23 protein-coding genes are annotated in these 20,807 nt (G+C 63.5%); 13 read left to right on the forward strand and 10 right to left on the reverse strand.

The annotated features are described in order from the left end of the window. Positions 1–21: 21 nt before the first annotated feature. Entirely contained in the window at positions 22–261 is a 240-nt protein-coding gene (locus tag JOF43_RS22245) for an addiction module protein (protein WP_209905301.1), read from the forward strand. Beyond that, a complete protein-coding gene (locus JOF43_RS22250) occupies positions 258–578 on the forward strand; it encodes a hypothetical protein (protein ID WP_209905302.1) in 321 nt (106 codons plus the stop codon). Before JOF43_RS22245 ends, JOF43_RS22250 begins: the two co-directional genes overlap by 4 nt. 39 nt (positions 579–617) lie before the next feature. On the opposite strand, the gene JOF43_RS22255 is transcribed toward JOF43_RS22250, so the two are convergent. From JOF43_RS22255 to orn, 7 genes are all read right to left on the reverse strand, one after another. Beyond that, positions 618–1,727 carry a sigma 54-interacting transcriptional regulator gene (locus JOF43_RS22255; RefSeq protein ID WP_209905303.1) on the reverse strand — a complete coding sequence of 370 codons (1,110 nt, stop codon included), beginning with the start codon at positions 1,725–1,727 and terminating at the stop codon, positions 618–620. A 38-nt stretch (positions 1,728–1,765) separates the two neighbouring features. Continuing rightward, positions 1,766–2,884, reverse strand: coding sequence for a hypothetical protein (locus JOF43_RS22260; RefSeq protein ID WP_209905304.1), 1,119 nt, complete (start codon positions 2,882–2,884; stop codon positions 1,766–1,768). Beyond that, positions 2,881–3,108 (reverse strand): hypothetical protein, encoded by a 228-nt coding sequence (locus JOF43_RS22265; RefSeq protein WP_209905305.1) that lies wholly within the window; start codon positions 3,106–3,108, stop codon positions 2,881–2,883. Before JOF43_RS22265 ends, JOF43_RS22260 begins: the two co-directional genes overlap by 4 nt. A gap of 38 nt (positions 3,109–3,146) precedes the next feature. Continuing rightward, positions 3,147–4,016: a hypothetical protein gene (locus JOF43_RS22270; protein WP_209905306.1), complete on the reverse strand. Its 870-nt coding sequence runs from the start codon at positions 4,014–4,016 to the stop codon at positions 3,147–3,149. Between the two features lie 24 nt (positions 4,017–4,040). Continuing rightward, positions 4,041–4,325, reverse strand: a complete 285-nt coding sequence (locus JOF43_RS22275) for a hypothetical protein (RefSeq protein ID WP_209905307.1) — start codon at positions 4,323–4,325, stop codon at positions 4,041–4,043. Positions 4,326–4,734: 409 nt separating this feature from the next. Continuing rightward, positions 4,735–5,505 carry a DUF5677 domain-containing protein gene (locus JOF43_RS22280; RefSeq protein WP_209905308.1) on the reverse strand — a complete coding sequence of 257 codons (771 nt, stop codon included), beginning with the start codon at positions 5,503–5,505 and terminating at the stop codon, positions 4,735–4,737. A 94-nt stretch (positions 5,506–5,599) separates the two neighbouring features. After that, positions 5,600–6,190, reverse strand: a complete 591-nt coding sequence (orn, locus tag JOF43_RS22285) for an oligoribonuclease (RefSeq protein ID WP_209905309.1) — start codon at positions 6,188–6,190, stop codon at positions 5,600–5,602. Positions 6,191–6,306: 116 nt separating this feature from the next. Here orn and JOF43_RS22290 point away from each other — a divergent pair, with 116 nt between their 5' ends. The 6 genes from JOF43_RS22290 to JOF43_RS22315 all read left to right on the forward strand — a co-directional run bounded on the left by JOF43_RS22290 (position 6,307) and on the right by JOF43_RS22315 (position 13,661). After that, a complete protein-coding gene (locus JOF43_RS22290; RefSeq protein ID WP_209905310.1) occupies positions 6,307–6,750 on the forward strand; it encodes a hypothetical protein in 444 nt (147 codons plus the stop codon). A gap of 8 nt (positions 6,751–6,758) precedes the next feature. Then, a complete protein-coding gene (locus JOF43_RS22295; RefSeq protein WP_209905311.1) occupies positions 6,759–7,073 on the forward strand; it encodes a hypothetical protein in 315 nt (104 codons plus the stop codon). 38 nt (positions 7,074–7,111) lie between these two features. Continuing rightward, on the forward strand, positions 7,112–7,471 hold the full coding sequence (locus JOF43_RS22300; protein WP_209905312.1) for a hypothetical protein: 360 nt from the start codon (positions 7,112–7,114) through the stop codon (positions 7,469–7,471). Between the two features lie 333 nt (positions 7,472–7,804). Beyond that, on the forward strand, positions 7,805–10,501 hold the full coding sequence (locus tag JOF43_RS22305) for a class I SAM-dependent DNA methyltransferase (RefSeq protein ID WP_209905313.1): 2,697 nt from the start codon (positions 7,805–7,807) through the stop codon (positions 10,499–10,501). An 8-nt stretch (positions 10,502–10,509) separates the two neighbouring features. Then, on the forward strand, positions 10,510–12,471 hold the full coding sequence (locus tag JOF43_RS22310; RefSeq protein ID WP_342592263.1) for a DEAD/DEAH box helicase: 1,962 nt from the start codon (positions 10,510–10,512) through the stop codon (positions 12,469–12,471). Beyond that, complete coding sequence (locus tag JOF43_RS22315) at positions 12,468–13,661, forward strand: GIY-YIG nuclease family protein (RefSeq protein WP_209905315.1); 1,194 nt, start codon at positions 12,468–12,470, stop codon at positions 13,659–13,661. The genes JOF43_RS22310 and JOF43_RS22315 overlap by 4 nt, the downstream gene beginning before the upstream one ends. A gap of 84 nt (positions 13,662–13,745) precedes the next feature. Here JOF43_RS22315 and JOF43_RS22320 read toward each other — a convergent pair whose 3' ends face one another. Continuing rightward, complete coding sequence (locus tag JOF43_RS22320) at positions 13,746–14,351, reverse strand: hypothetical protein (RefSeq protein WP_209905316.1); 606 nt, start codon at positions 14,349–14,351, stop codon at positions 13,746–13,748. Next, positions 14,348–15,010: a hypothetical protein gene (locus tag JOF43_RS22325; RefSeq protein ID WP_209905317.1), complete on the reverse strand. Its 663-nt coding sequence runs from the start codon at positions 15,008–15,010 to the stop codon at positions 14,348–14,350. Before JOF43_RS22325 ends, JOF43_RS22320 begins: the two co-directional genes overlap by 4 nt. A 1,050-nt stretch (positions 15,011–16,060) precedes the next feature. Between JOF43_RS22325 and JOF43_RS23230 the strand changes: the two genes are divergently transcribed. The 4 genes from JOF43_RS23230 to JOF43_RS22345 all read left to right on the forward strand — a co-directional run bounded on the left by JOF43_RS23230 (position 16,061) and on the right by JOF43_RS22345 (position 19,601). Beyond that, positions 16,061–16,543 carry a tyrosine-type recombinase/integrase gene (locus JOF43_RS23230; protein WP_342592047.1) on the forward strand — a complete coding sequence of 161 codons (483 nt, stop codon included), beginning with the start codon at positions 16,061–16,063 and terminating at the stop codon, positions 16,541–16,543. Next, complete coding sequence (locus tag JOF43_RS22335) at positions 16,521–16,871, forward strand: helix-turn-helix domain-containing protein (RefSeq protein ID WP_209897632.1); 351 nt, start codon at positions 16,521–16,523, stop codon at positions 16,869–16,871. The genes JOF43_RS23230 and JOF43_RS22335 overlap by 23 nt, the downstream gene beginning before the upstream one ends. 515 nt (positions 16,872–17,386) lie before the next feature. Further along, positions 17,387–18,328 (forward strand): site-specific integrase, encoded by a 942-nt coding sequence (locus tag JOF43_RS22340; RefSeq protein ID WP_209897634.1) that lies wholly within the window; start codon positions 17,387–17,389, stop codon positions 18,326–18,328. A 107-nt stretch (positions 18,329–18,435) separates the two neighbouring features. Next, positions 18,436–19,601, forward strand: a protein-coding gene (locus JOF43_RS22345; RefSeq protein ID WP_245353964.1) for an IS3 family transposase whose coding sequence is annotated in 2 segments (ribosomal slippage) — positions 18,436–18,720 and positions 18,723–19,601 — 1,164 coding nt in all. Because the reading frame shifts where the segments join, the coding sequence is not laid out codon by codon here. Here the strand turns inward: JOF43_RS22345 and JOF43_RS23235 are convergent. Next, the gene (locus tag JOF43_RS23235; protein WP_342592048.1) at positions 19,598–19,924 is read right to left on the reverse strand and encodes a type IIL restriction-modification enzyme MmeI; all 327 of its coding nucleotides are present in this window, start codon (positions 19,922–19,924) and stop codon (positions 19,598–19,600) included. The genes JOF43_RS22345 and JOF43_RS23235 overlap by 4 nt on opposite strands. An 89-nt stretch (positions 19,925–20,013) precedes the next feature. Between JOF43_RS23235 and JOF43_RS22350 the strand changes: the two genes are divergently transcribed. After that, positions 20,014–20,769, forward strand: coding sequence for an SDR family NAD(P)-dependent oxidoreductase (locus tag JOF43_RS22350; RefSeq protein ID WP_209897636.1), 756 nt, complete (start codon positions 20,014–20,016; stop codon positions 20,767–20,769). The last annotated feature ends 38 nt before the right edge of the window (positions 20,770–20,807 follow it).

Consider the following 20,807-nt stretch of genomic DNA (forward strand, 5'->3'; position numbering starts at 1 on the left):
CTCTGCGCGTAGGCTGGTTCCATGACGTCGAGGCTGGAGAACTACATCGCCGAGGGCAGGACCCTCGATGCCGATGAGCGCGAAATCGCCGCGCTCTTCCTTCAGCAGGTCGACGAGGATCGCCAGGCCGAGGTCGACGCCGCATGGGACGAGACCATCACGCGCCGACTCGATGAGCTGATGAGCGGGAAGGTCGAGCCGGTCAGCGGCCGTGCGACCCGAGCGAAGGCGCGCGAACTCCTCGCTCAGCGCCGCAAGTGATCCTCGACTGGTTCGAACACCCCGAAGCGAGCTCCGAGTACCTCGATGCTGTCGTCAAGTACGCAGATATCGACGACGGCAGGCTCGGTGACGAGTTCGCCGACGTGGCGGATGCCGCCTCTAACCTGATCCTTCAGTGGCCGGATTCGCCGCCCCCGTACATGGGGCGTCAACATGATCCCGTAGTGCGGAGCTGGCACCTCGGAAAGTTCCCTTACCGCCTCATCTACGTTGTCCGCGCCGGCGAGATTTTCGTGCTTGCCTACGCTCACGAGTCCCGGGAGCCCGGATACTGGACGGACCGTCTCAACGGCTGATATTTCCACAGTTGAGCTTCCCGGCGTGGATCCCGGAGCTCATCGCCACGCGCCGATGCTCCGCAGCATCGGACCGAACGTCTCCTCCGCCGACGCAGGGATCTTCGCACCCTCCGGTGCGCGGGAGAGCAGCAGCCGGGCCGAGCGCAGGCACACGTCCTTCCGCCCGGTGACCTCTGCGCAATGCATCAGGACGGCGAGGGCGTCGCGCCACACGTCCAGTGACCCCTGCTCGACAGCGAACGTCGAGACCGCGCCGAGCACCGTGAGGGTTTTACTGGGGTGGTGGTCGCTCCAGTCCTCGACGGTCGGGTCGTTCAGGACGGTGCGGAGGTCGAAGTCCGCCGCCTCGATCCGCCACCGCATGAACGCCTCCGCCGCCGCACGACCCACCAAGCCCCGCAGCGCGGTGGTCTGCACGTCCGTGGCGTCCTCGTCGATACGGGACAGGACCCGGATCGTGTTGTCCCACGAACGCGGCGACGGCCACGCCCCACCCACGCGTGCCGGGTCCGTCGGCTGGTCGTGGATGTAGGGACGGTGGGCGTCGAGGAAGGCGAGCACCAGCGACTTCTCCCGTGCCATCCGGTCCGTTCGGGCATCGCCGTCATCGATGATCCGCTCGGTCGCCGTCGGCCAACCGGAGGTCATGCCGTCCAACCACGCCTGCCGGTCCAACTCCCAGTCCAGGTGAAGCAGACGGTTGGCAATCTGGCTGGGCAGGTCGCTCGAGGTCGCGTACCGCTCGGGCGGGTTACCGTCCAGCACGATCGCGACCGATTCGGGCAGGTAGGTGTTCTCTCCGACCTGACGCTCCTGCAGCACGTTCATGCACGCCTGCTGGACATCGACCTCGCCCATATTGAACTCGCTGAGCAGCAGCAGCCCCTTGTCGGCCTCGACCAGGCGATGCCCCCAGCCGGGGACGGCGAACTCGGTCGTGGTGATCGTGCCCTCACGGACGGTGGGGATCCCGCCGATGTCGGACTTCTCCTTGTGGGCGAGGACGACCGATTCGAGGTGGCGCTTCGCGGCGGTGGCGTAGTCGCGGATGAAGGCGCTCTTGCCGATGCCGGAGTCGCCCTTGAGGAACACGGGGACGTTCGCCGCGATGCTCGCGCGGAAGACTGCTTCTTGAGTGCTGACCATGACCTCGAAGTGGGCGAGGCTCCCAGTCCACGGGACGATCAGGCAGGTGCGGTGGCCATCCCTGCCAGTGCCAGTTCGGCGGGCACGATCCGCTGCACCGGGTCGACCGGCGGCACCCCTCCGTCCCAGGGCGAGGGCTCCTTGCGGGAGAAGCGCGGCGAGGCCCCGAACGGTCCCTCCACCAGGAAGATCTCTCGCCCGTATGCGGAGCGGAACGACCAGATGCCCTTGGCGTCCGGGGTGACCTCCAGGACGAACTGTCCGTGGTGGTACCCGAACCCGGCGACCTTGCCGCCGCGCAGGTCGGAGTCCGGGCTGCTGGGGTCGACCACCCACACGGTGGACGAGTTCCGGAACGGGATTGACCCACCGGGGATGATCAGGCGCTCAGTAGTGGTCTCGTGGCTGGGCCGCTCGGGGATCGCTGCGATCGTCCGGCGGGAGGCGAGGCTGTAGGGACGCAGGGTCTCGTCCACGGCGCACAGGGTCTTCCACTGGTCGCCGAGCGCTTCCATCGCCACGAACGCCTGGGCGTCGTTGAGCGATCCGGGGAGGGTGCGGGCGCGGGTGATGCGGTCGGAGGCGGCGGTGATGCGGGTGCAGAGGCTGCCGTGTGTGCTCGAGCCCCGGATCGACAGCCGGTACAGGTCGCTCAGCCCGGTGCTCGAGTGAGGGTCGGCGACGCCGAGGGCGCGAGCCCATGTGGTGAGGTCGTCGGTGTCTTCGAACGGTGCCCAGTAGCGGGCGGTGAGGGCCCGGGTGATGATGGTGAGCGAGGAGAACCACGGGGTCACCAGGGCGACGTCGAGGACGCGCCGCGCGGCGAGGACGGCGTTGCGCTGGTCGATGGTTGTGAAGCGGGCCTTGGAGAACGCCCGTACCAGCAGGCGCAGGTCTCGGTGGGTTGGCATGACGATCTCGCGACGCGATTCGGACTCGTTGTCCGTGTTCAGCAGCACTGCCGCGATCTCGTGACCCTTTAGCGGCCCGTCGGAGGTGCGGACCCGGCCCTTGTCGACCCAGACGAACAGCTTCTCGCGCACGTGCAGGCTGGGCAGCGTCTCGGACATCCGCCGTATCGGCCGACCGGTCCGGGCGGCCTCCTGGCGGCGCTGCGCGGCGTACTCGGCGGCCTTCATCGTGCCGGTGGTATTCACGCCGACTCCTCCGGGTCGACCAGCCACCCATCCGGGGTCAAGCAAGCACCGAGGATCGTGACGAGCACGCCGCCGAGCGCGAGGAGCAACGAGGGCAGGCCGCTGTCCCAGAGGAACGCCACGGCAGCGCAGAGCGCTCCGAGCATCGCGGCCACCTGCGCCGGGCGTCGACCCCGGTGGGTGGGGGAGTTTTCTGGTGCGGTGGTCGAGTCCTCTGCGTCCATGCCCTGCCAGTGGGCGCGCGGGTTCCCTGGTGGGACGGTCAGGAGACGATCACCTTGCAGGCATGGTCGGTGGCGGAGCCGTAGTAGCGGCCGCAATCCTCGCACTGCAGGGCGACGTCGATGCTGGTGTTCCCGGCCCGGCGCACGTAGGTGTTGTAGGCCTTCCCGACCGACGACGAAGACGCCACCCGCCCCCACGTGTCCGGATCCATGTCGTACACGTACGCGCCGGTGGGGTTCGCCTTCGACGGCTGCATGACGATGGTGGCCTGCTGCGCCTCGGAGTTGTAGCCCATCTCCTTGATCCACGTCGAGGCGGCGCGACGAGTGTCCACGCCGTTCCCCGCGGCGCGGTGACGGTAGGTGGCTACGAGCTGGGCGGTGTGCTCCCGCGTCAGGGTCGGACGGCGGGACTCGAGCGTCGCCCGGACCGACTCGGAGACCTGGGCCTTCCGCTCAGGATCGAAGCCCGCAGGCATGCTCACCTCGAAGGAGCGACACCGCTTCGAGATCCGCACCGCGCTCATCATCGAGTCACCCTCCGGGCCGGTGTACTCGATCGGCATCTCGAAGGGACGCGACTCATCGCCGGTGTGCTCGGCGACCTGGCCGGCGAACCGCCGCACCGAGGCGTGCGACGGCATCGTGATCGCGTAGTCGTCGCCGGTGTAGGTGCGCCGCTGGGGACGCCCGTCCTCCCTGCCCATCGTCGGCACCGTGCCGGAGGCATCGGTGAGCTGCGCGGCGCGATCCCACCACTGCGTCGCCGACTGCTCGCCGCCATCAGTCGCCGCGAACCGGGACTGGGGGACCGCCACCTCGGCCTCCCCGCGGGTCAGAGTGCCGAACTGGCCCCTGTTGCCCCGCTCACCGGTATCGCGCTTGCGGATCTTCCTGTCCGTGCTCATGTCGCCTCCTCCTGATTGGTGTGCTCACCAGGCAGAAGTGGGCGGGGCCAACCCCGAGGCGCTCTCGAGCTCGTCGACCGCCACCTGCATCTCGAAGGAGAACTCGCGAGCACTGGCCCGGACGGACTCGTCGAAACGCAGCTGAGCGAGCCGGCGGACCGCGGACAATGCCGAGGCGTAGTACTCGTCCCGTGCCGCGAGGATCCAGAGGGCGGATCGCTCCTCGGGCCGAATCAAGCCGGGGGAGTCCAGGAGGGTCCGACGCAGCGCCTCCATCGCGGGAACGCCGCTGAGATCGTCCGCGAACAAGCATCGGAGTCCCGGGTCCGGCACATCGAGCAGGGCGGCAGCAGGATCGACGGGATAGCTCGGCGCCAGCTGCAGGCGCGGACGGATGATCCCGAACAGCAGCTGGCGGAAGCGTCGCGTGGGGATCGAGCGGCCGAATATGCCTGCCGTTCAGCGATCAGACGGGACCGGAACTCTCGCGCCCCATCACCCGGCGGCACCGGCACGAGCAGGTCGGGCCCGCGCCGGCAAATCCGCACGCAGCAGTCACCATTGGCAGCCTTCTCGATCCGATACGGGGGAGAATTCGAGGAGAGGAGAACGACGATTGTGTCGCCGCGTGCGCTGGTCATGCCATCTCGAAGTAGGCGGGACCCACAACGTTGTCAAGACTCGGATGGCGCCTGCGTCGACTTAAGGAACATTCTTTCTATCTTGCCGACCAGAACTTGTCGAGGCTGACGTTCAACTTTCTTGCCACTCGGTGGAGATCACTCCGACGCTGTCGATCGCGAGACATATAGTTTACAATTCGCGCACACTTGAGCATCATAAGCGGAAGTACGCGTGTAGTGATGCCGCTTCGAAAGTCAGTCTCGGCGTGCGCGTGATAGGCCACCTTATTGTCGCCGATGTCGTCCAGATATGCATCAACCAGATCGATTCCCGGGTGCACGACTGAAGAGTACATGCGGTAAAACACATATAAGTCGATCAGACCGAGAGAGTTTGCCATCGATTCGAGGCTACGGGCCTGGTGGCCAGAGCTGGTTTCGAGGTCTGTCCACGTCTCGAGCGTGATGTTCTCCCTGTCTATCGGGATCAGAGAGCTCTGATTCAGCGTCTTCAGCATGTTGCGGCGCTGGTGCTCGCTCCTATTCAAAGCGGCTGCTGCGGCGTCGTCATAACGATCGACCCAGATGACCCAGAGGGTTGTTTCGAGCGCGGAGCGAGCAACCGGCATCAGCGTGATTGGGAGATCGTCCGGGAGGTATGGTCGGATCACGGAAGCCTGCTCGAAAAGATGTGTCGTGAGAGTGACGAGCATGTGTGCCTGGGGCTCCGACTTCAGGAACTCGGGGCGGGGATTCAGGATTACCGTACCGGCATCGACCCAGGACTGCCAGATGCTGGTGAGCTCATCCATGGCCTGAAGCACATCTTCATTACTGACGTCAGCAGGTTGTCCACGGGAGATCATGGCAAGACCCTAACCCGGAAGGGGTCGCTCTTTACGCTGTTCTGAGATCGTCGACCGCGGCGGCACTTGCCCCGGTCCGAGAACCCGTGGCCCTTCACGGGACCAGGGGTCGGACTCGGCGGATCGAGCGCAGCGCGTCGAGCTGGCGGATCGAGTCGCGAATGTCGCCGAGAGCCCGATGAGCTTCCGAGGGCTCGAACCGGTCCCTCCACGCGGTGATCTGGCGGTCGTAGCCGTCGCGGAGCATCTCCTGCTCGATGCCGGAGGCGTCGATGGAGCGGTAGTGCAGGCGGGAGAAGGTCTGCGGTGCGTGCCGGGCGAGGAAGCCGCGGTCGTGGGTGATCGAGTTGCCGCCGAGCAGGAACGGGCCGGCATGTCCGACGGTGAAGCGGTCGATGGCGCCGGCGACGAGCTGGTCCGCGACACGGGGGTCGTGTGCGTCGGGCCCGTGCATCGCGTCGATCAGCCCGTTGGCAGTGTGCATCTCGCGCACGAAGTCGTTCATGCGCTCGATGGTGGCGTCGACGTCAGGGCTGGGGGCGATGACGGTGTCGAAGGCGCCGATCTCGGTGAGGTCGTTGCGGGTGACGACCACGGCGATCTCCAGCAGGTCATCGGTGGCGGGGTCGAGTCCGGTGGTCTCGGTGTCGATCCAGACGATCAGATCGGGGTTCGCGGCAGGCATGGGTTCCTCCTCGGTGGTCGTGCCGCGGAAGTGGGCGCGGATCGACTCTGATGGGACGTCCCGCGGTAGGGGAGGGTCGCCCACTGGCCCCGGCATCAATCCTGAACGGAGCCGCTATGACTACCACTGAGCTGACCACTCGCTCCGAATGCGCCGCCTGCGGCATCCCAATGCAGCGCACCTGGACGGACGACCTCACCGACTACACCTGGCGAGCCGTCGATGGGTCGATCGTCGGCACCGCCGAGGACGTGCCGGCCGGCGCTCCGACCAACACCCCGGAGCTCCTCGAGCTGCTTGCTGAACGCGGCGACATGCACTCGTACTCGACAGTGCTCGCCCGCTACCAGCTGGGGCACCTCGAGCTGCCCTGGGAACACATCCACCGAGCCATCGAGCCCGCCTCGACGATCGATCCGCAGGACGTCCCCGAGTGCCACGGGTGGCCGATGCGCGCCGCCCCCGGCGCCTGGATCTGCCGCGTTGACGGCGCCATCACTCGCCGGGAACTCGCGGCCGACGGCCAGCATCCGCAGCAGGGATCAGGGCAGCGGGGATGAGTGCCATCATGGACGCCGCGTTCGAGTCGTACCGGATGATGCGCGCCGACTTCGAGCTGCACCGCCACGCCCGCTTCCTCCGCGCCCACACGGAGCTCCGCGGCGAACTCCTGAACACCGCCGGCCGCGCCGCACGCATCGACCCTGCCTCCCTCTTCATGGGGCCCTCGTCCCGCGTCGTGCGATACGCCTCCGAGGAGCTCAAGGCCTGGTTCGAACAGCATGGGCGGATCACGGTCGAGGAGTTCGAGACTCAGTGGTGGAACGGACGCGACAGCAGCCTCGGTCAGCAGTTCCACGCCTTATTGGCCGAGATCGCCTGACCGGCTCACGCGTCAGGGCCAGGTGAGATCGTCCCTGTGTGAACCATCCGAATGTGCAGCGCTACGCCGACCATCTCGCCGGCGAGGCGATCGAAAGAGCCGTGCACTCGGTGACCATCGGATACCGCCTCACCCTGACCGGAGCACCACCCGTCGAGGTCGCCTCATGGCACCAGGACCCCACTCTCGAGCTCTACACCGTCCGCATCCGCGCCGACGGCGACGAGCTCACCCTGACCGTCCCCGACTGGGGTGCTCGGACCGACGAGATCGGCCCCTTCCTCCGCCAGTGGATAACCGAGCACGTGCACCTCGAGCAGGCGAAGCTGCGCAAGGGGTGCCGACGCCCGGATCCGTACTGGGTTGAAGCCTGGCGCCGTACGCACCCGTGGCTGTGAGGTGTAGGGACGGGACATGAAGAGCCCCGCCGGAAGCCGGTGACCACCAGCTGGCGGGGCCAGTTGGAGAGGCGGATGGGCCGGTCCCTCTCCGGACGACGAGCCGAGTCTCTACGATTCGCCGAGACCTGAAGCCGAGGGGTGCACACTCGGAATCGGGTCTCCTATTCGCAGTAGTGGGCGCGGACCCGGTCACGCAGGACGCAGACGCGACTCCGGATCTGCCCGCAAGTGTTGGAGACGGAGTGCTCGTCCTGGCGCAGAAGGCGAAGGCACGCCAGCTCTCCGATAATGTGACCCTGAACAGGTGCGCAAGGGAACAGGGAGATCGATGTGGCGAGGCTGAACCTCAAGGCGGTCGAAGAGCGGGTCACACCGCTCGGAGCCCGTGACTCCTACGACCGCGAGTTCCTTTTCGAGCTGCTGCTCGCCTATGGCAAGCCCAAGGGCAACGTCACCCGGCTGCGCAACGGCTCGCTGAACGTCGCTGCCGAGCCTGAACGCGAGGTGGCTCAGAAGAACGTCGTCTACTTCCGCGAGGCAACCGGCGATCCTCTTGCCGAGGTTGAGGAGCTGCGCAAGGCCGCACACGTTGTCCGGTTCAACCCCCGGTTCGTGATCGTGACGGACTATGTTGAGCTCGTCGCCGTCGACATGAAGACGGGCGAGAACCTGGCGATCCCGATCCACAACATCGACAAGCACTTCACCTTCTTCCTGCCCTGGGCTGGGATGGAGAAAGCTCTGTACGTCGCCGAAGCCCACGCGGATGTCAAAGCCGCCGAGCGTATGGGCAAGCTCTTCGACGAGCTCCTGGCGACGAACCCCGATCTGTTGAAACTGCCGCATGGCCGGCATGCGCTCAATGTCTTCTTTACCCGCCTGCTGTTCTGCTTCTTCGCGGAGGACACGGGGATTTTCGGGGAGAGCCAGTTCACAAACGCCGTCGGCTCCCACACGCAGCTGGACGGTTCGGACGTCGATGGCTTCCTTAACGATCTCTTCGTCGCGCTGGACACCAAGGAGCCGTCCGCGAAGCCGACATATCTCGCTGACTTCCCTTACGTAAACGGACGGCTGTTTGCTGCGAAGGATACGCAGGTGGTCCCGAGCTTTACGAGGCAGGCACGCCAGCTGCTCATCGACCTGGGCACGCTCATCTGGCAGGAGATCAACCCGGACATCTTCGGATCGATGTTCCAGGCGATCGTCACACCGGGAACACGGTCCGACCTCGGTCAGCACTACACATCTGTGCCGAACATCCTTAAGACGATCGAACCTTTGTTTCTTGATGAGCTCAAAGAAGAGCTGGACTCCTGGTTCAACAGCGTGAAGAAGCTTGAGGCACTTCTCGACCGGATTAGTGAGATAAGAATCTTCGATCCGGCCTGCGGGTCGGGGAACTTCCTCATTATCGCATACAAGGAGCTTCGGAGGCTCGAGCACGCGATCCTCGAGCGCCTTGCAGAACTCGATCCCAAGTACGTGGTGCTGTACGCCGAGTCACGCATCAGCATCGAGAATTTCTTCGGCATTGAAATCGACGACTTCGCCGTCGAGGTGGCGATACTCTCGCTTTGGATCGCGAAACATCAGATGAATGCCGAATATAAAGATAAGTTCGGCGTCGCTATCCCGCTCATCCCCCTTAGGGAAGCGGGGCAGATCCAGGCAGGTAACGCGATCACGACGAAGTGGTCAGAAGTCTGCCCGGGAGACAAAACGTCCGAACTCTACGTTATCGGGAACCCCCCATACTTAGGTAGTCGAAACCAGTCCGCTGAGCAGAAGCGCGAACTTTCGACTTTGACACCTAAATACAAAAGCCTCGATTATGTGTCAGCATGGCTTATTAAGGGCGGTGAGTACATTCGCGAAACTAATGCGCAGGCCGCTTTTGTGACCACCAACTCCGTTACGCAAGGCGAACAGGTTGGGATTCTTTGGCCGCAAGTACTCGGAGAGGATCTGGAACTTGGGTACGCCTACACTTCGTTTAAATGGTCGAATCACGCCAAGAACGCTGCTGGCGTGACATGTGTCGTGGTGTCGCTGAGGGGGCGCTCATCGGCGACGAAGTACATTTTCACCGATGAGATCCGAGTTGTGGCTGAGCGCATCAATCCGTACCTGGCAGACGCACCCGATATTTGGATCGGAAGGCGTAGTGCACCGTTGGCGAATCTGCCCAGACTTGGATTCGGCTCGATGCCGAACGACGGTGGAAATTTGATCCTCACCGATGCCGAGAAAGACGAGCTTCTCGCAGTTGCGCCGCAGATGACTCCGTACGTCCGCGGCTTTAGCGGCTCCGAGGAGTTCATTAAGGGAAAGACGCGCTGGTGCCTTGTTATTCCTGATGACGCACTCAAAAGCTCAATACAAATACCTGAAGTACGTCGCCGCATTGAGGGGGTTCGAGCACACCGACAAAAGAGTACCGAGAAGTCCACCAAGGAAAAGGCTGCAACGCCGAACCGCTTCTATTTTTGGGCGCACCGCGAAGCTGATTCCGTTATTGTTCCTGCAACCTCGTCAGAACGTCGTGAGTATATCCCTATCGGCTACCTCGATCGCACTACAGTTATTTCAAACTCAGCTAACGTGGCATACGGGGTTGCGCCGTGGGTATTTGCGCTTCTAACGTCCAAGACTCACATGGTTTGGGTTAAAGCGGTGGGGGGAAAGATGAAGACCGACTATCGATATTCGGGGACAATTATCTACAACAACTTCCCCGTCCCGCCGCTCTCCGAGGAGATGGAGGAGAGCCTGACGGTCGCCGCTCTGCGGGTGCTCGATGTACGTGAGTACCACTGCGAGAGAACACTGGCGCAGCTCTACGATCCTGATCTCATGCCGGACGAACTTCGGGCGGCTCACGGCGAAGTGGACCGAATTGTAGATTCCATTTACTCCAAACGCGCGTACGAGACGGATGAGGCGCGACTGTCGGACCTCTTCGCTATGTATGAAGCCATGATTGCAGAGGAACAGTCTACTATCAAAGAGCGGGTAGCGAAGTGAGTAGATCAGTGAACATCGTCGATGTCGCGTACGCGCAGACAGGCGCGTCGGTCAACACCGATTCTCTGGGGATGCGGGAGATGCAGCAGCGGGTGTTCGCAAAGCGGGTCTCCCAGCACCTGCTCATCAAGGCTCCTCCAGCGTCGGGCAAATCCAGAGCGCTCATGTTTGTCGCCCTTGACAAGCTCTACAACCAGGGGCGGAAGAAGGTCATCGTCGCAGTCCCCGAGCGATCGATCGGTGCGTCGTTCTCCGCAATGAAGCTGACCGCGAACGGCTTCTTCGCTGACTGGGAGATCAAGCCCGAGCACAATCTCTGCACGCCTGGCTCCTCGGCAGGCAAAGTCGATGCGCTCATCGACTTCCTCAACGGTCCCGATGCCACCCTGGTCTGCACGCACGCGACGCTGCGGTTCGCTTTCGAGCGGCTCACTCCGGACGCCTTCAACGGCACCGTCCTCGCTATTGACGAGTTCCACCACGTCTCCGCCGACACGGAGAACAGCCGCCTGGGAGCGTTGCTGCGGGACGTAATGGCCGGCTCGGACGTGCACATCGTTGCGATGACGGGTTCGTACTTCCGCGGGGACTCGGTGCCCGTCCTTGCCGCGCACGACGAGGCGAAGTTCACTGCGGTCACGTTCAACTACTACGACCAACTCAACGGATACCAGCACCTCAAGTCGCTGGGCATCGGCCACCACTTCTACCAGGGCCGGTATACCGAGGCCATCCATGAAGTCCTAGATCTCGATAAGAAGACGATCCTCCACATCCCGAACGTCAACAGTGGAGAGTCGACGAAGGACAAGATCGAAGAGGTCGGGTTCATCATCGACACGATCGGTGAGGTGCTCGACACCGAAGAGGGCACTGGGATCATCCGTATCCGACGGAAGGACACCGGGCAGGTACTACGGGTCGCAGATCTGGTCGACGACACCGACCAGAAGAAGCGGGCGGACACCCTGCACTACCTCGCCACGGTCGCCTCGAAGGATCGCGACGCTGCGGACATCATCCTCGCCCTCGGCATGGCGAAGGAAGGATTCGACTGGCCGTTCGCAGAGCACGCTCTCACTGTTGGGTACCGCGCCTCTCTCACCGAGATCATCCAGATCATCGGCCGTGTCACCCGCGACAGCCCCGGCAAGAGCCACGCACAGTTCACGAACCTCCTCGCAGAGCCAGATGCTGCGCAGAGCGAAGTCACCGTGTCGGTGAACAACATGCTCAAGGCCATCACGGCCTCGCTCCTCATGGAGCAGGTACTCGCCCCGAACCTGGACTTTAAGACCAAGCGCACCGGCGACGACGCTGCGGAGCCTGGCACCCTCAAGATCAAGGGATTCAAGGAACCCTCGACCGAGCGGGTCAAGCAGATCGTCGAGACCGACCTGAACGATCTCAAGGCGAACATTCTGCAGGACGATTCGTTCGCTCGCGCGGCTGCCGGTCACGTGGATCCCGAGACGACCAACAAGGTGCTCATTCCAAAGATCATCCGTGAGCGCTACCCAGACCTGGACGAGTCGCAGATCGAGGAGCTTCGCCAGCAGGTTGTCGTTGACTCGGTGATCAAGAATGGCGAGATTCGCGAGGTTGGCGACAAGCGCTTCGTGAAGATGGCCGAGAAGTTCGTCAACATCGATGACGTCAGCATCAATCTCATTGACTCTGTGAACCCGTTCCAGCGAGCGTTCGAGGTGATGTCGAAGTCCGTGACCCCCTCGGTGCTACGGATCATCGAAGGCGCCATTGCCGCGACGAGGGTTGACATCAGCGAGGAGGAAGCCGTGGCACTGTGGCCGAAGGTCCAGCAGTGGGTCAAGGTCAATGGTCGCCGGCCGGACCGCGGCTCGGATGATCCTACGGAGAAGCACTACGCCGAGGTCTTGCTGTTCCTCCAGCGTCGGAAGCAGCAGCGGGACGCCCAGCAGCGCGTCGAGAGCGCGGAGGTGGCGGAATGAGCACGCCGGACAACAAGGAATCTGCTACGTCGAACGATGCGGCTCTAGATGCACTCTTCGACTCTGACATCGATGGTCTGCTCGACGCTCCGGAGAAGCCCAAGAAGGTCACCTCAAGTGACCGACTCGAGCGCGCGTTCCTGGAGATCGTGGCATACCGCCGCGAGCACGGCCGTAACCCGAGCTCGACGACACGCGAGATCGCTGAGCGCAAGCTCGGAGCCAGGCTCGACGGGCTGCTCGCCAACCCGCAGAAAATCGACGCGCTCAAGCACCTCGACGAATTCGAGCTGCTCGCCGAGCCCGAACCGCCTAGCTCGCTCGATGAGCTTCTCGACAGCGATGAACTTGATCTGCTCGACGACGACTCCGGTATCCTCGACCTCTCGTCACTGCCCGCCCGAAAAAGTCCTGCCGAGGACTTCGACGTCGCGCGGCGCAAGAAGTCGGAAGACTTTTCAAATTTCGAGCACCTGTTCAAGGCCAAGCACACGGAACTCGCCGACGGGACCTACCGGCTGATCCCGTTCCCCGGGGTCCAAACGATCGTCGAGGGTGCATTCTTCGTCTTGGGCGGCATCCTGCTCTTCATCGCGGAAGTTGGCGAGACACAACATCGCGTCGTTGGAGGGAAGCAGGAGCAAAAGCAACGACTGCGCGTGATTTTCGAGAACGGCACTGAATCATCCCTGTACCGGCAGTCCCTCTCAATCCGCCTCCACGAGCAGGAAGGCCTCGCCCTCGCACGCACGGGTCACGATCTGAGTGAGATTGGCGATGCAGACATTCAGACCGGTTACGTCTACGTACTGCGTTCGCTCAGCGTTGACCCGCAGATCGCAGACGTTCCGGACCTGTACAAGATCGGGTTCTCCCGCGGCCCGGTCGAGAAGCGAGTCGCGCGTGCCGAGCACGAACCGACCTACCTCATGGCCCCCGTCGAGATCATCGCGAGCTACCGCACCTACAATCTCAAGACCTCAGCACTCGAGCATCTCCTGCACAGAGTCTTCGCCGCCGCCCGGCTACGAGTCAGCCAGGTTGGTATCGACGGTCGGATCTACGAGCCCTCGGAGTGGTTTATCGTCCCTCTGCCTGTCATCAATCAGGCAATCGATCTGATTTCATCGGGCGACATCGTGCACTTCGTCTACGAGACGGGATCTCGTCGGCTCGTCGAGCGCGGCTGACGCGCTCATTGCCCTCGCGAACGAATACTCCGGGGCGTCGACAGCGTCGCTACTTCACGCACCTGGTTCGTGTGGGGCTCGGAGTTAGAGCTCCGGACCCTCATAGGTTGCTGCCCACTCCATTAGGCGGGCTTCGAGGCGTTCCCGGTTGGGAGCTCGAACCTGATCGTCAGAGGATTCGCTGCCTTGGGCGAGGTCCACGATGTCGCCGAGCGGAGTCCCAGTCAGCTCCACCAGAAGCCCGAGAACGAGATCCGAAATGCCCCACAGCACGTTGACCTCAGCGGCACCAGACGCATAGAGGCCACGTAGCCGGTCGTCCGTCATAGGTACGTTGCGAACGCTTCGTGGGCGGATCCCCGTAAGGTCCAATGCTCGGCGAAGTGGTGCGAGCGCGGCAAGGTCCCCGAGAATGAACGGGTGGTCAGGCCCCAGGTCCATTGAGAGCAGAAGCAGCCCGATCCACCCATCGCCATACGGGGTGTTCCCATAAATTGTGGCGAATAGCTGCGGGACGAAGGTGGACAGCGCGCCAGCGAACGCGGATGGGTCGGATCGCCCGTCGAGGCGGATGATCTGGAGGTGGAGCGTGTTGGCGTTCAAGAGATCAAACTCGTCAAGGGGGTGCAATGAGACCTCGGTAAGGCGGGAACCTTCGGCGAGTTCCAGAATGTGTCCGAGCTGGCTCATGCGTCCCACTCCTCGTCATCTGCGTCCTCGCCGGTCCATTCCGCAAGTTCGAGTGCCGCAGCGATTAGATCAGAGCGGGCTACATCAAACGCGAGTCCATCGTGGCTGGGTACGTCGCTCGTAGGGTCGCTGATGATGCTGAACTCGAGCGTCACGGCGCGATCGGTTGACTCGACGACGCTGATCGAGAACTGGGCTTCGTCATCCTGGAAGGTCGGAACCGTCAACTCGGGATGCGCCTCCTCGGCCGCCTTCATCCAGAAGTTTCGGAGGACGGCGATCGAGTTAGGGGCCGGTGTCCGGCCGAGGTAACGAACCATGCGGTCAGGGCTCAGCAGCTCGATATCTACTGCAGCCGGTCCGTGCTCGTCTAGCTCAGGAATAGGGAGTAGGGCAAACGCCGCGCCAGCCTCGGAGAGCAACCTTACGGGTGACGGGTTCTCTCGTTCGCACCACCACTGGAGTCCGCAGATCTCGCATTCTCGGTCGCAGGATCGGAGAATCCCTTGCCAGTCCACCCACTCGGGGTCTTCGATCTCAGACCGATCCTCGAAAGGTCCGGCGACGAGGTGTCGGACGTTCTGCGAACCACAGCCGGGGCAGATGCCACGAGGAGCGATGTATGGCTCCGGCGGCAGATCGGTTGCGAGGATGATCATGGACAGGACGATAGGCCACGGAGCCGACAACTGCTCCAGGATCGCCACGGTCTGAAGTTGGGTAAGTCGTAGAAGTCCTTGTAGCCGATCGGGCTCGCACGGATACTGAGGGTCTTAGCTGACCATCCGAGGAGTCCGCGATGTGTGGCCGATTCACGCTTCAGTTCGAACTGGGCATTATTTAGCGGACGCAACAGGGCAGGCTGAACCTTGTTTCTGCCTATGAGGGTTCGGCTGGGTTCCTTTCAATGGTCTGTCGGGGCTCTCGATCAGTCACGTCATCGCCGGGCAGATCCAGATGCTGCATCGCCGCTGGCAGAGCCCCAGCCCCGCGCACGTCGACGAAGGCAGAATCTGCCCCCGTCTGGCCAGGCTTGATGCATCATTGTTGCAACGGATGCAATACTGGCGTCGTGGATCAGAACCGCCCTGGTGTATCTCCGCTTCGCGAGCTCCGCAACGTGCGTGCGCTGGACGAGCATCGCTTCGTGTTCGACGCGATGCTCTCCGGTTGGGCGGATCAGCAGAGCAGCCGAGGGCTCTCCGAGCGGACCATCGGGAGTAGGGAGCGAGTCGTCCGGTCTTTCGAGGAGTTCGCTGGCCGATACCCGTGGGAGTGGTCTCCTGGAGATCTTGAGGACTACACCACGCGCGTGATGTCGCGGACGCATCCGGCGGCTCGGTCCACGATCCGGGGCTACCACTCCATCATCCGTCTGTTCTGCGACTACCTCACCGACCCTCGCTACCAGTGGTCGGTGGATTGCGAGGAGCGGTTCGGAACGACGCCGCAGCAGGTCTGCCATGAGTGGAACACGCTCGCACATTTGCTCGGCTATGAAGGACGCGCACAGCGGCGCGCTCTGACCTACGACGAGCTCGAGACGTTCTTCTCCGCGGCCGACCAGCGAGTCGAAGTCATCCTCCGACGCGGTCGAAAGGGGGCCCTGGCGGCGCTGCGCGATTCCCAGATCTTCAAGACCATCTACGCATACGGGCTGCGTCGCGCCGAGGCGGTAAGGCTAGATGTAGCGGACCTGAGGCCCAACGGTGCGGCCCCGCGGTTCGGACGCTTCGGAGCCGTGGAGGTGCGCTGGGGGAAGGGAGCTCACGGATCGGGCCCAAGGCGCCGCTCGGTGCACACTTCCCGAACTCGACTGGATCACGGAAGGTCTGGCCCAATGGATCGACCAGGCTCGTCCCCGCTTCACTACCGAATCAACGGGCCCCCTGTGGCTGACCGAACGAGGGACTCGGGTCTCGTTGCGCTACATCGACCTTCGCTTCGCCCAGATCCGTGACGAAGCCGGGCTACCCGGGGAGCTCAGCGTGCACGCTCTACGCCACACCTACGTCACGAACCTCATCGAGTGGGGGTACGCCGAAAAGTTCGTGCAGGACCAGGTCGGACACGCCTACGCGTCCACCACCGCGATATACACCTCTGTCGGCGACGACTTCAAAAACCGCATGATCAGCCAAGCACTATCACGCATCTACGGAGGAAACCATGCCGACGACTCCCACACCTGACGCCCCGATCACCTGGAAGCTGCGCCAGATCATGGCTACCTCGGGGATGTTCAACACCACCGATCTGATCGACCCCCTACGAGACCAAGGCGTACAGCTCTCCCGCGAACAGATCTACCGCCTCGTGACCAAGACTCCCGAGCGATTGAACGTCGAAGTGCTCGCCGCACTCTGCCGAATCCTTGACTGCACTCCAAACGACCTCATCGAGATCCCCCAGGTCCAGGTCCAGCGACCACGCCGAGCAGCAGGAGCAGCGCAGCACACCGGGCCGACGATAGGCGATCTGCGCCCCGTCCGGCCTCGGCTGCACCGCCCAAACGAGTGAGTCGGCAGAAGGTCACGGTTCAGATCGGCTGTGACCGCTGTGCTCGAGAAGTCGCGGCCCGGTACGTGATCCTCGAGCAGCGCATCTGCAACGCCTGCTATTCCAGGCTTCGTCGGCACCCCGGTCGCTGCCCGAGTTGCGGCTACATCAAGGTTCTTGCCTTCTACGATCCATCTCGGCAGATCGTCTGTGCGGCCTGCGCTGGCGTACCGCCACGATTCGCATGTACTACCTGTGGGGGCGAGGAGCAGCTCACCGGTTCGCAGTGCGGCACCTGCCGGCTGACTGCTCGCCTCCGTGACGTGCTTGCGGACGGTCACGGTGGCGTTCACCGGGGCCTGACGTCGCTGTACGACCATCTCCTGACGGCTCGTGATCCACGCTCGGTCGTACGGTGGCTACGGCGGAACCCCATCGGAGAGACGCTGCGCGCAATGGCTACAGACCAAGCCCCGATCAGCCACACCACGCTCGACGCGTTACCCCCCTCGCCTCGAGTGCGCTACCTACGACGCATGCTCATCAGCGCCGGCACGCTACCCGCGATCGATGTTCGACTGAACGACCTCGAAAACTTCGCCGCCACGTTCATCGCTGACCTTCCTGCCGAACACGCGGCCATCGTCGGCCAGTACTTCAACTGGGAAGTGTTCCGTAAGCTCCGCCAGCGATCCTCGAAGCGGACTCTCTCGACCGGCGCTTACGACACACGCGCCACCGATCTGCGCAAGATCGCGAACTTCCTGTACTGGATAACCAACCACGGTCTTGACCTGCCCTCATTGAGTCAGGCCACGGTGGATCGGTACTTCGCCGGCCATAGCTCGCAAGCTGCCGTCGGAACGTTCCTGAACTGGGCAGTGCGCCGGGGATTAACCGGCCCAGTCACCGTGCCTCGTCGCACACCTACCATTCCCTCGACTACGGTTCCGGACGACACCCTCTGGAGCAAGGTTGACCTCCTCATCGAGGACGACAGCATCCCTCTAAGCAGCCGCATCATCGGCCTGCTCGCCCTCGTGTTCGCCCAACGGCTCTCCGACTGCGTCCGCTTGCACCTCTCCGACATCACGGCGCACGATGGAACCATTCGCATCGCCTTTGGTACGACTCCGCTCACGCTGCCCGAAGCCATCGCGGACCTGCTTAGCCGACATCTCGAGGAGCTGAGCGGTCACCGACCGTTCGTGGGGGATGCACCAGAATGGCTGTTCCCCGGAGCCACGCCCCAGCACCACACCAGCGAAGCCAACGTCGCCCTACATCTCGCCCGCCACCGGATCCAGATCCGGAAGGCCCAGCAGGCACGGATCGACCAACTCGTCCAACAGGTACCGGCCAGCATCGTCGCGGACACCCTCGGCATCAGCATCAACACTGCCATCAGGCACGCGGCTCGCACGAACGCGACCTGGGGTGCCTATCCGGAACTCCGAGCAACACCACCGCAGGATTAGTGCAGGGCCGAACGATGCCGTGCCCCGGGAATCTGGGGGGACTGATGCGCAGGTAGGTGTCACGTGATCTGTGGCGCTGAGGAGCGTTGCAGGGAAGGATGTGCACCATGCCTGCTCCCTACCCCCAGGAGTTCCGGGACGACGTCGTCCGCGTCGCGAGGAACCGTGAACCTGGTCAGAAGCTCGCCGTGATCGCGAAGGACTTCGGGATCTCCGAGTCGTGCCTGACGAACTGGATGCGTCAGGCTGACGTCGAAGACGGTGCCCGGCCCGGGAAAACTCGGGAGGAATCGACCGAGCTGCGCGATCTGCGTCGCCGGAACCGGCTGCTCGAGCAGGAGAACGAGGTCCTGCGCCGCGCGGCCGCCTACCTGTCCCAAGCGAACCTGCCGGGAAAAGGTTCTACCCGCTCGTGAGCGAGCTCGCCGCAGACGGCATTCCCGTCGCGGTGTCCCTGCGGGTCCTGAAGCTCTCCCGCCAGCCCTACTACCGCTGGTTGCACCAGCAGGTCACTGCAGCTGAGCTGACCGAGGCCTATCGAGCCAATGCCCTGCTGGATGCCCATCGCGACGATCCGGAGTTCGGCTACCGCTTCTTGGCCGGCGAAGCCGCAGCAGCAGGCGTAGAGATGTGTGAGCGCACGGCGTGGAGGATCTGCCGGGACAACCAATGGTGGTCCGTATTCGGGAAGAAGCGCGGCAAGAATGGAAAGCGGCCCGGTCCACCGGTCCACGATGACCTCGTGAAGCGCGAATTCACCGCCGACGACGCCAACGAACTCTGGCTCACCGACATCACCGAGCACTGGACCGACGAGGGGAAGCTCTATCTCTGCGCTATCAAGGACGTCTTCTCCGGCCGGATCGTGGGCTACTCCATGGACTCCCGAATGAAGGCTCGCCTCGCAGTGAACGCCCTGGGCAACGCGGTATCGCGGCGCCGAGATGCGGCTGGCTGCATCGTGCATTCCGACAGAGGTTCGCAGTTCAGAGCAAAGAAATTCGTCCATGCTCTGAACCGCCACCACCTCATCGGCTCGATGGGCCAGGTCGGTGCCGCCGGTGACAACGCCGCCATGGAGTCCTTCTTCGCCCTGCTCCAGAAGAACGTCCTGGACCGCAAGCGCTGGCAGACCAGAGAAGAGCTGCGGACCGCGATCATCACCTGGATCGAACGCACCTACCACCGCCGACGCCGGCAGGCCCGACTGGGTCGATTGACCCCCATCGAGTACGAGACCATCATGAACCCGACCGTCAGTCTGGCGGCCTAACCCCAGCTGACACCTGATCGCGCATCAGTCCCCTGTGCGTCGTGCGCCTTGATGAGGGCGGGGGACATAGCGAGTGGGTTGTAGTGGTCGGCGAGGGAGCGGTCCGGGTACTGGGCCCTTGCCTCGAGAATGCCTTTGCCTGCTTCGATGATCTGCTGCCGTACACGATCAGTGGGGTTCGGGAGTGGCAGGTTGCTCCAGACGACTGTGGCAGAGAATCGCAAGTCCGACTTGATGCGGCCTCCTGTGGCGCGTTGCGAGGCGGCGCACTCCGGAACGGGCAGCGCCGTCCCTTCGTTTCGCTTCTCGTCGATACCAGGCATCGACAGACCCTGGTTAGGTCTGCGGGCCCGCGCGATCCTGAACTACGTAAGCAATACACACACGTAGACAGTTCGCAGAGGAGAAGAAGATGTCGGATCTGGCTGGAAAGGTCGCGGTGGTTACAGGATCGGCCCGCGGCGTCGGCAAGGCGATCGCCCAGAGGTACGCACGCCTGGGCGCGAGCGTCGTCGTCAACTACTCGAGCGACGAGCAGAACGCGCGCCGCACCGTCGAGGAGATCGAAGCGGCCGGGGGCGACGCGATCGCCGTGCAGGCGGACATCGCGACGCCGGCGGAGATCGACAGGCTGTTCGCAACCGCGGTCGAGACGTATGGAAGCCTCGACATCGTCGTGGCCAATGCCGGTGTCGAGATCGTCGATGAACCGGTTCTCGACGCGACGGAGGAGCAGTTCGACCGGCTGTTCGCGATCAACTCCAAGGGCGCGTTCTTCACGCTGCAGAAGGCGGCGAAACTGCTGACAGACGGCGGCCGGCTCATCAACATCGGCTCGAGTTCGACGGTGAGCCCCGTACCCGGCACCGGTCTGTACTCGTCGAGCAAGACCGCCTCGCGCCAGCTCGTACGGGTGCTCGCCCTCGAACTGGGCCCGCGGAACATCACGGTCAACACGATCCTCCCGACGGTGATCGCCGGGGCGGGTGTGTTCACACAGGTCACCGAGGACGACGAGTTCCATCAGGTCAACGCCGGGATGCGGCCGCTCGGCGGGCGACCCGGCACTCCGGAGGATGTCGCCGACGCCGCCGAGTACTTGGCCGGCGACCTCGCCGCCTGGGTCAGCGGACAGGCGCTGCTCGTCAGCGGCGGCGCCGTCCAATAGCATCCGCGAGAACCTTGGTCGAGTCGAGAGTCAGGAGC

The sequence above is a fragment of the Brachybacterium sacelli genome (genome assembly GCF_017876545.1).
Classification (GTDB): domain Bacteria; phylum Actinomycetota; class Actinomycetes; order Actinomycetales; family Dermabacteraceae; genus Brachybacterium; species Brachybacterium sacelli.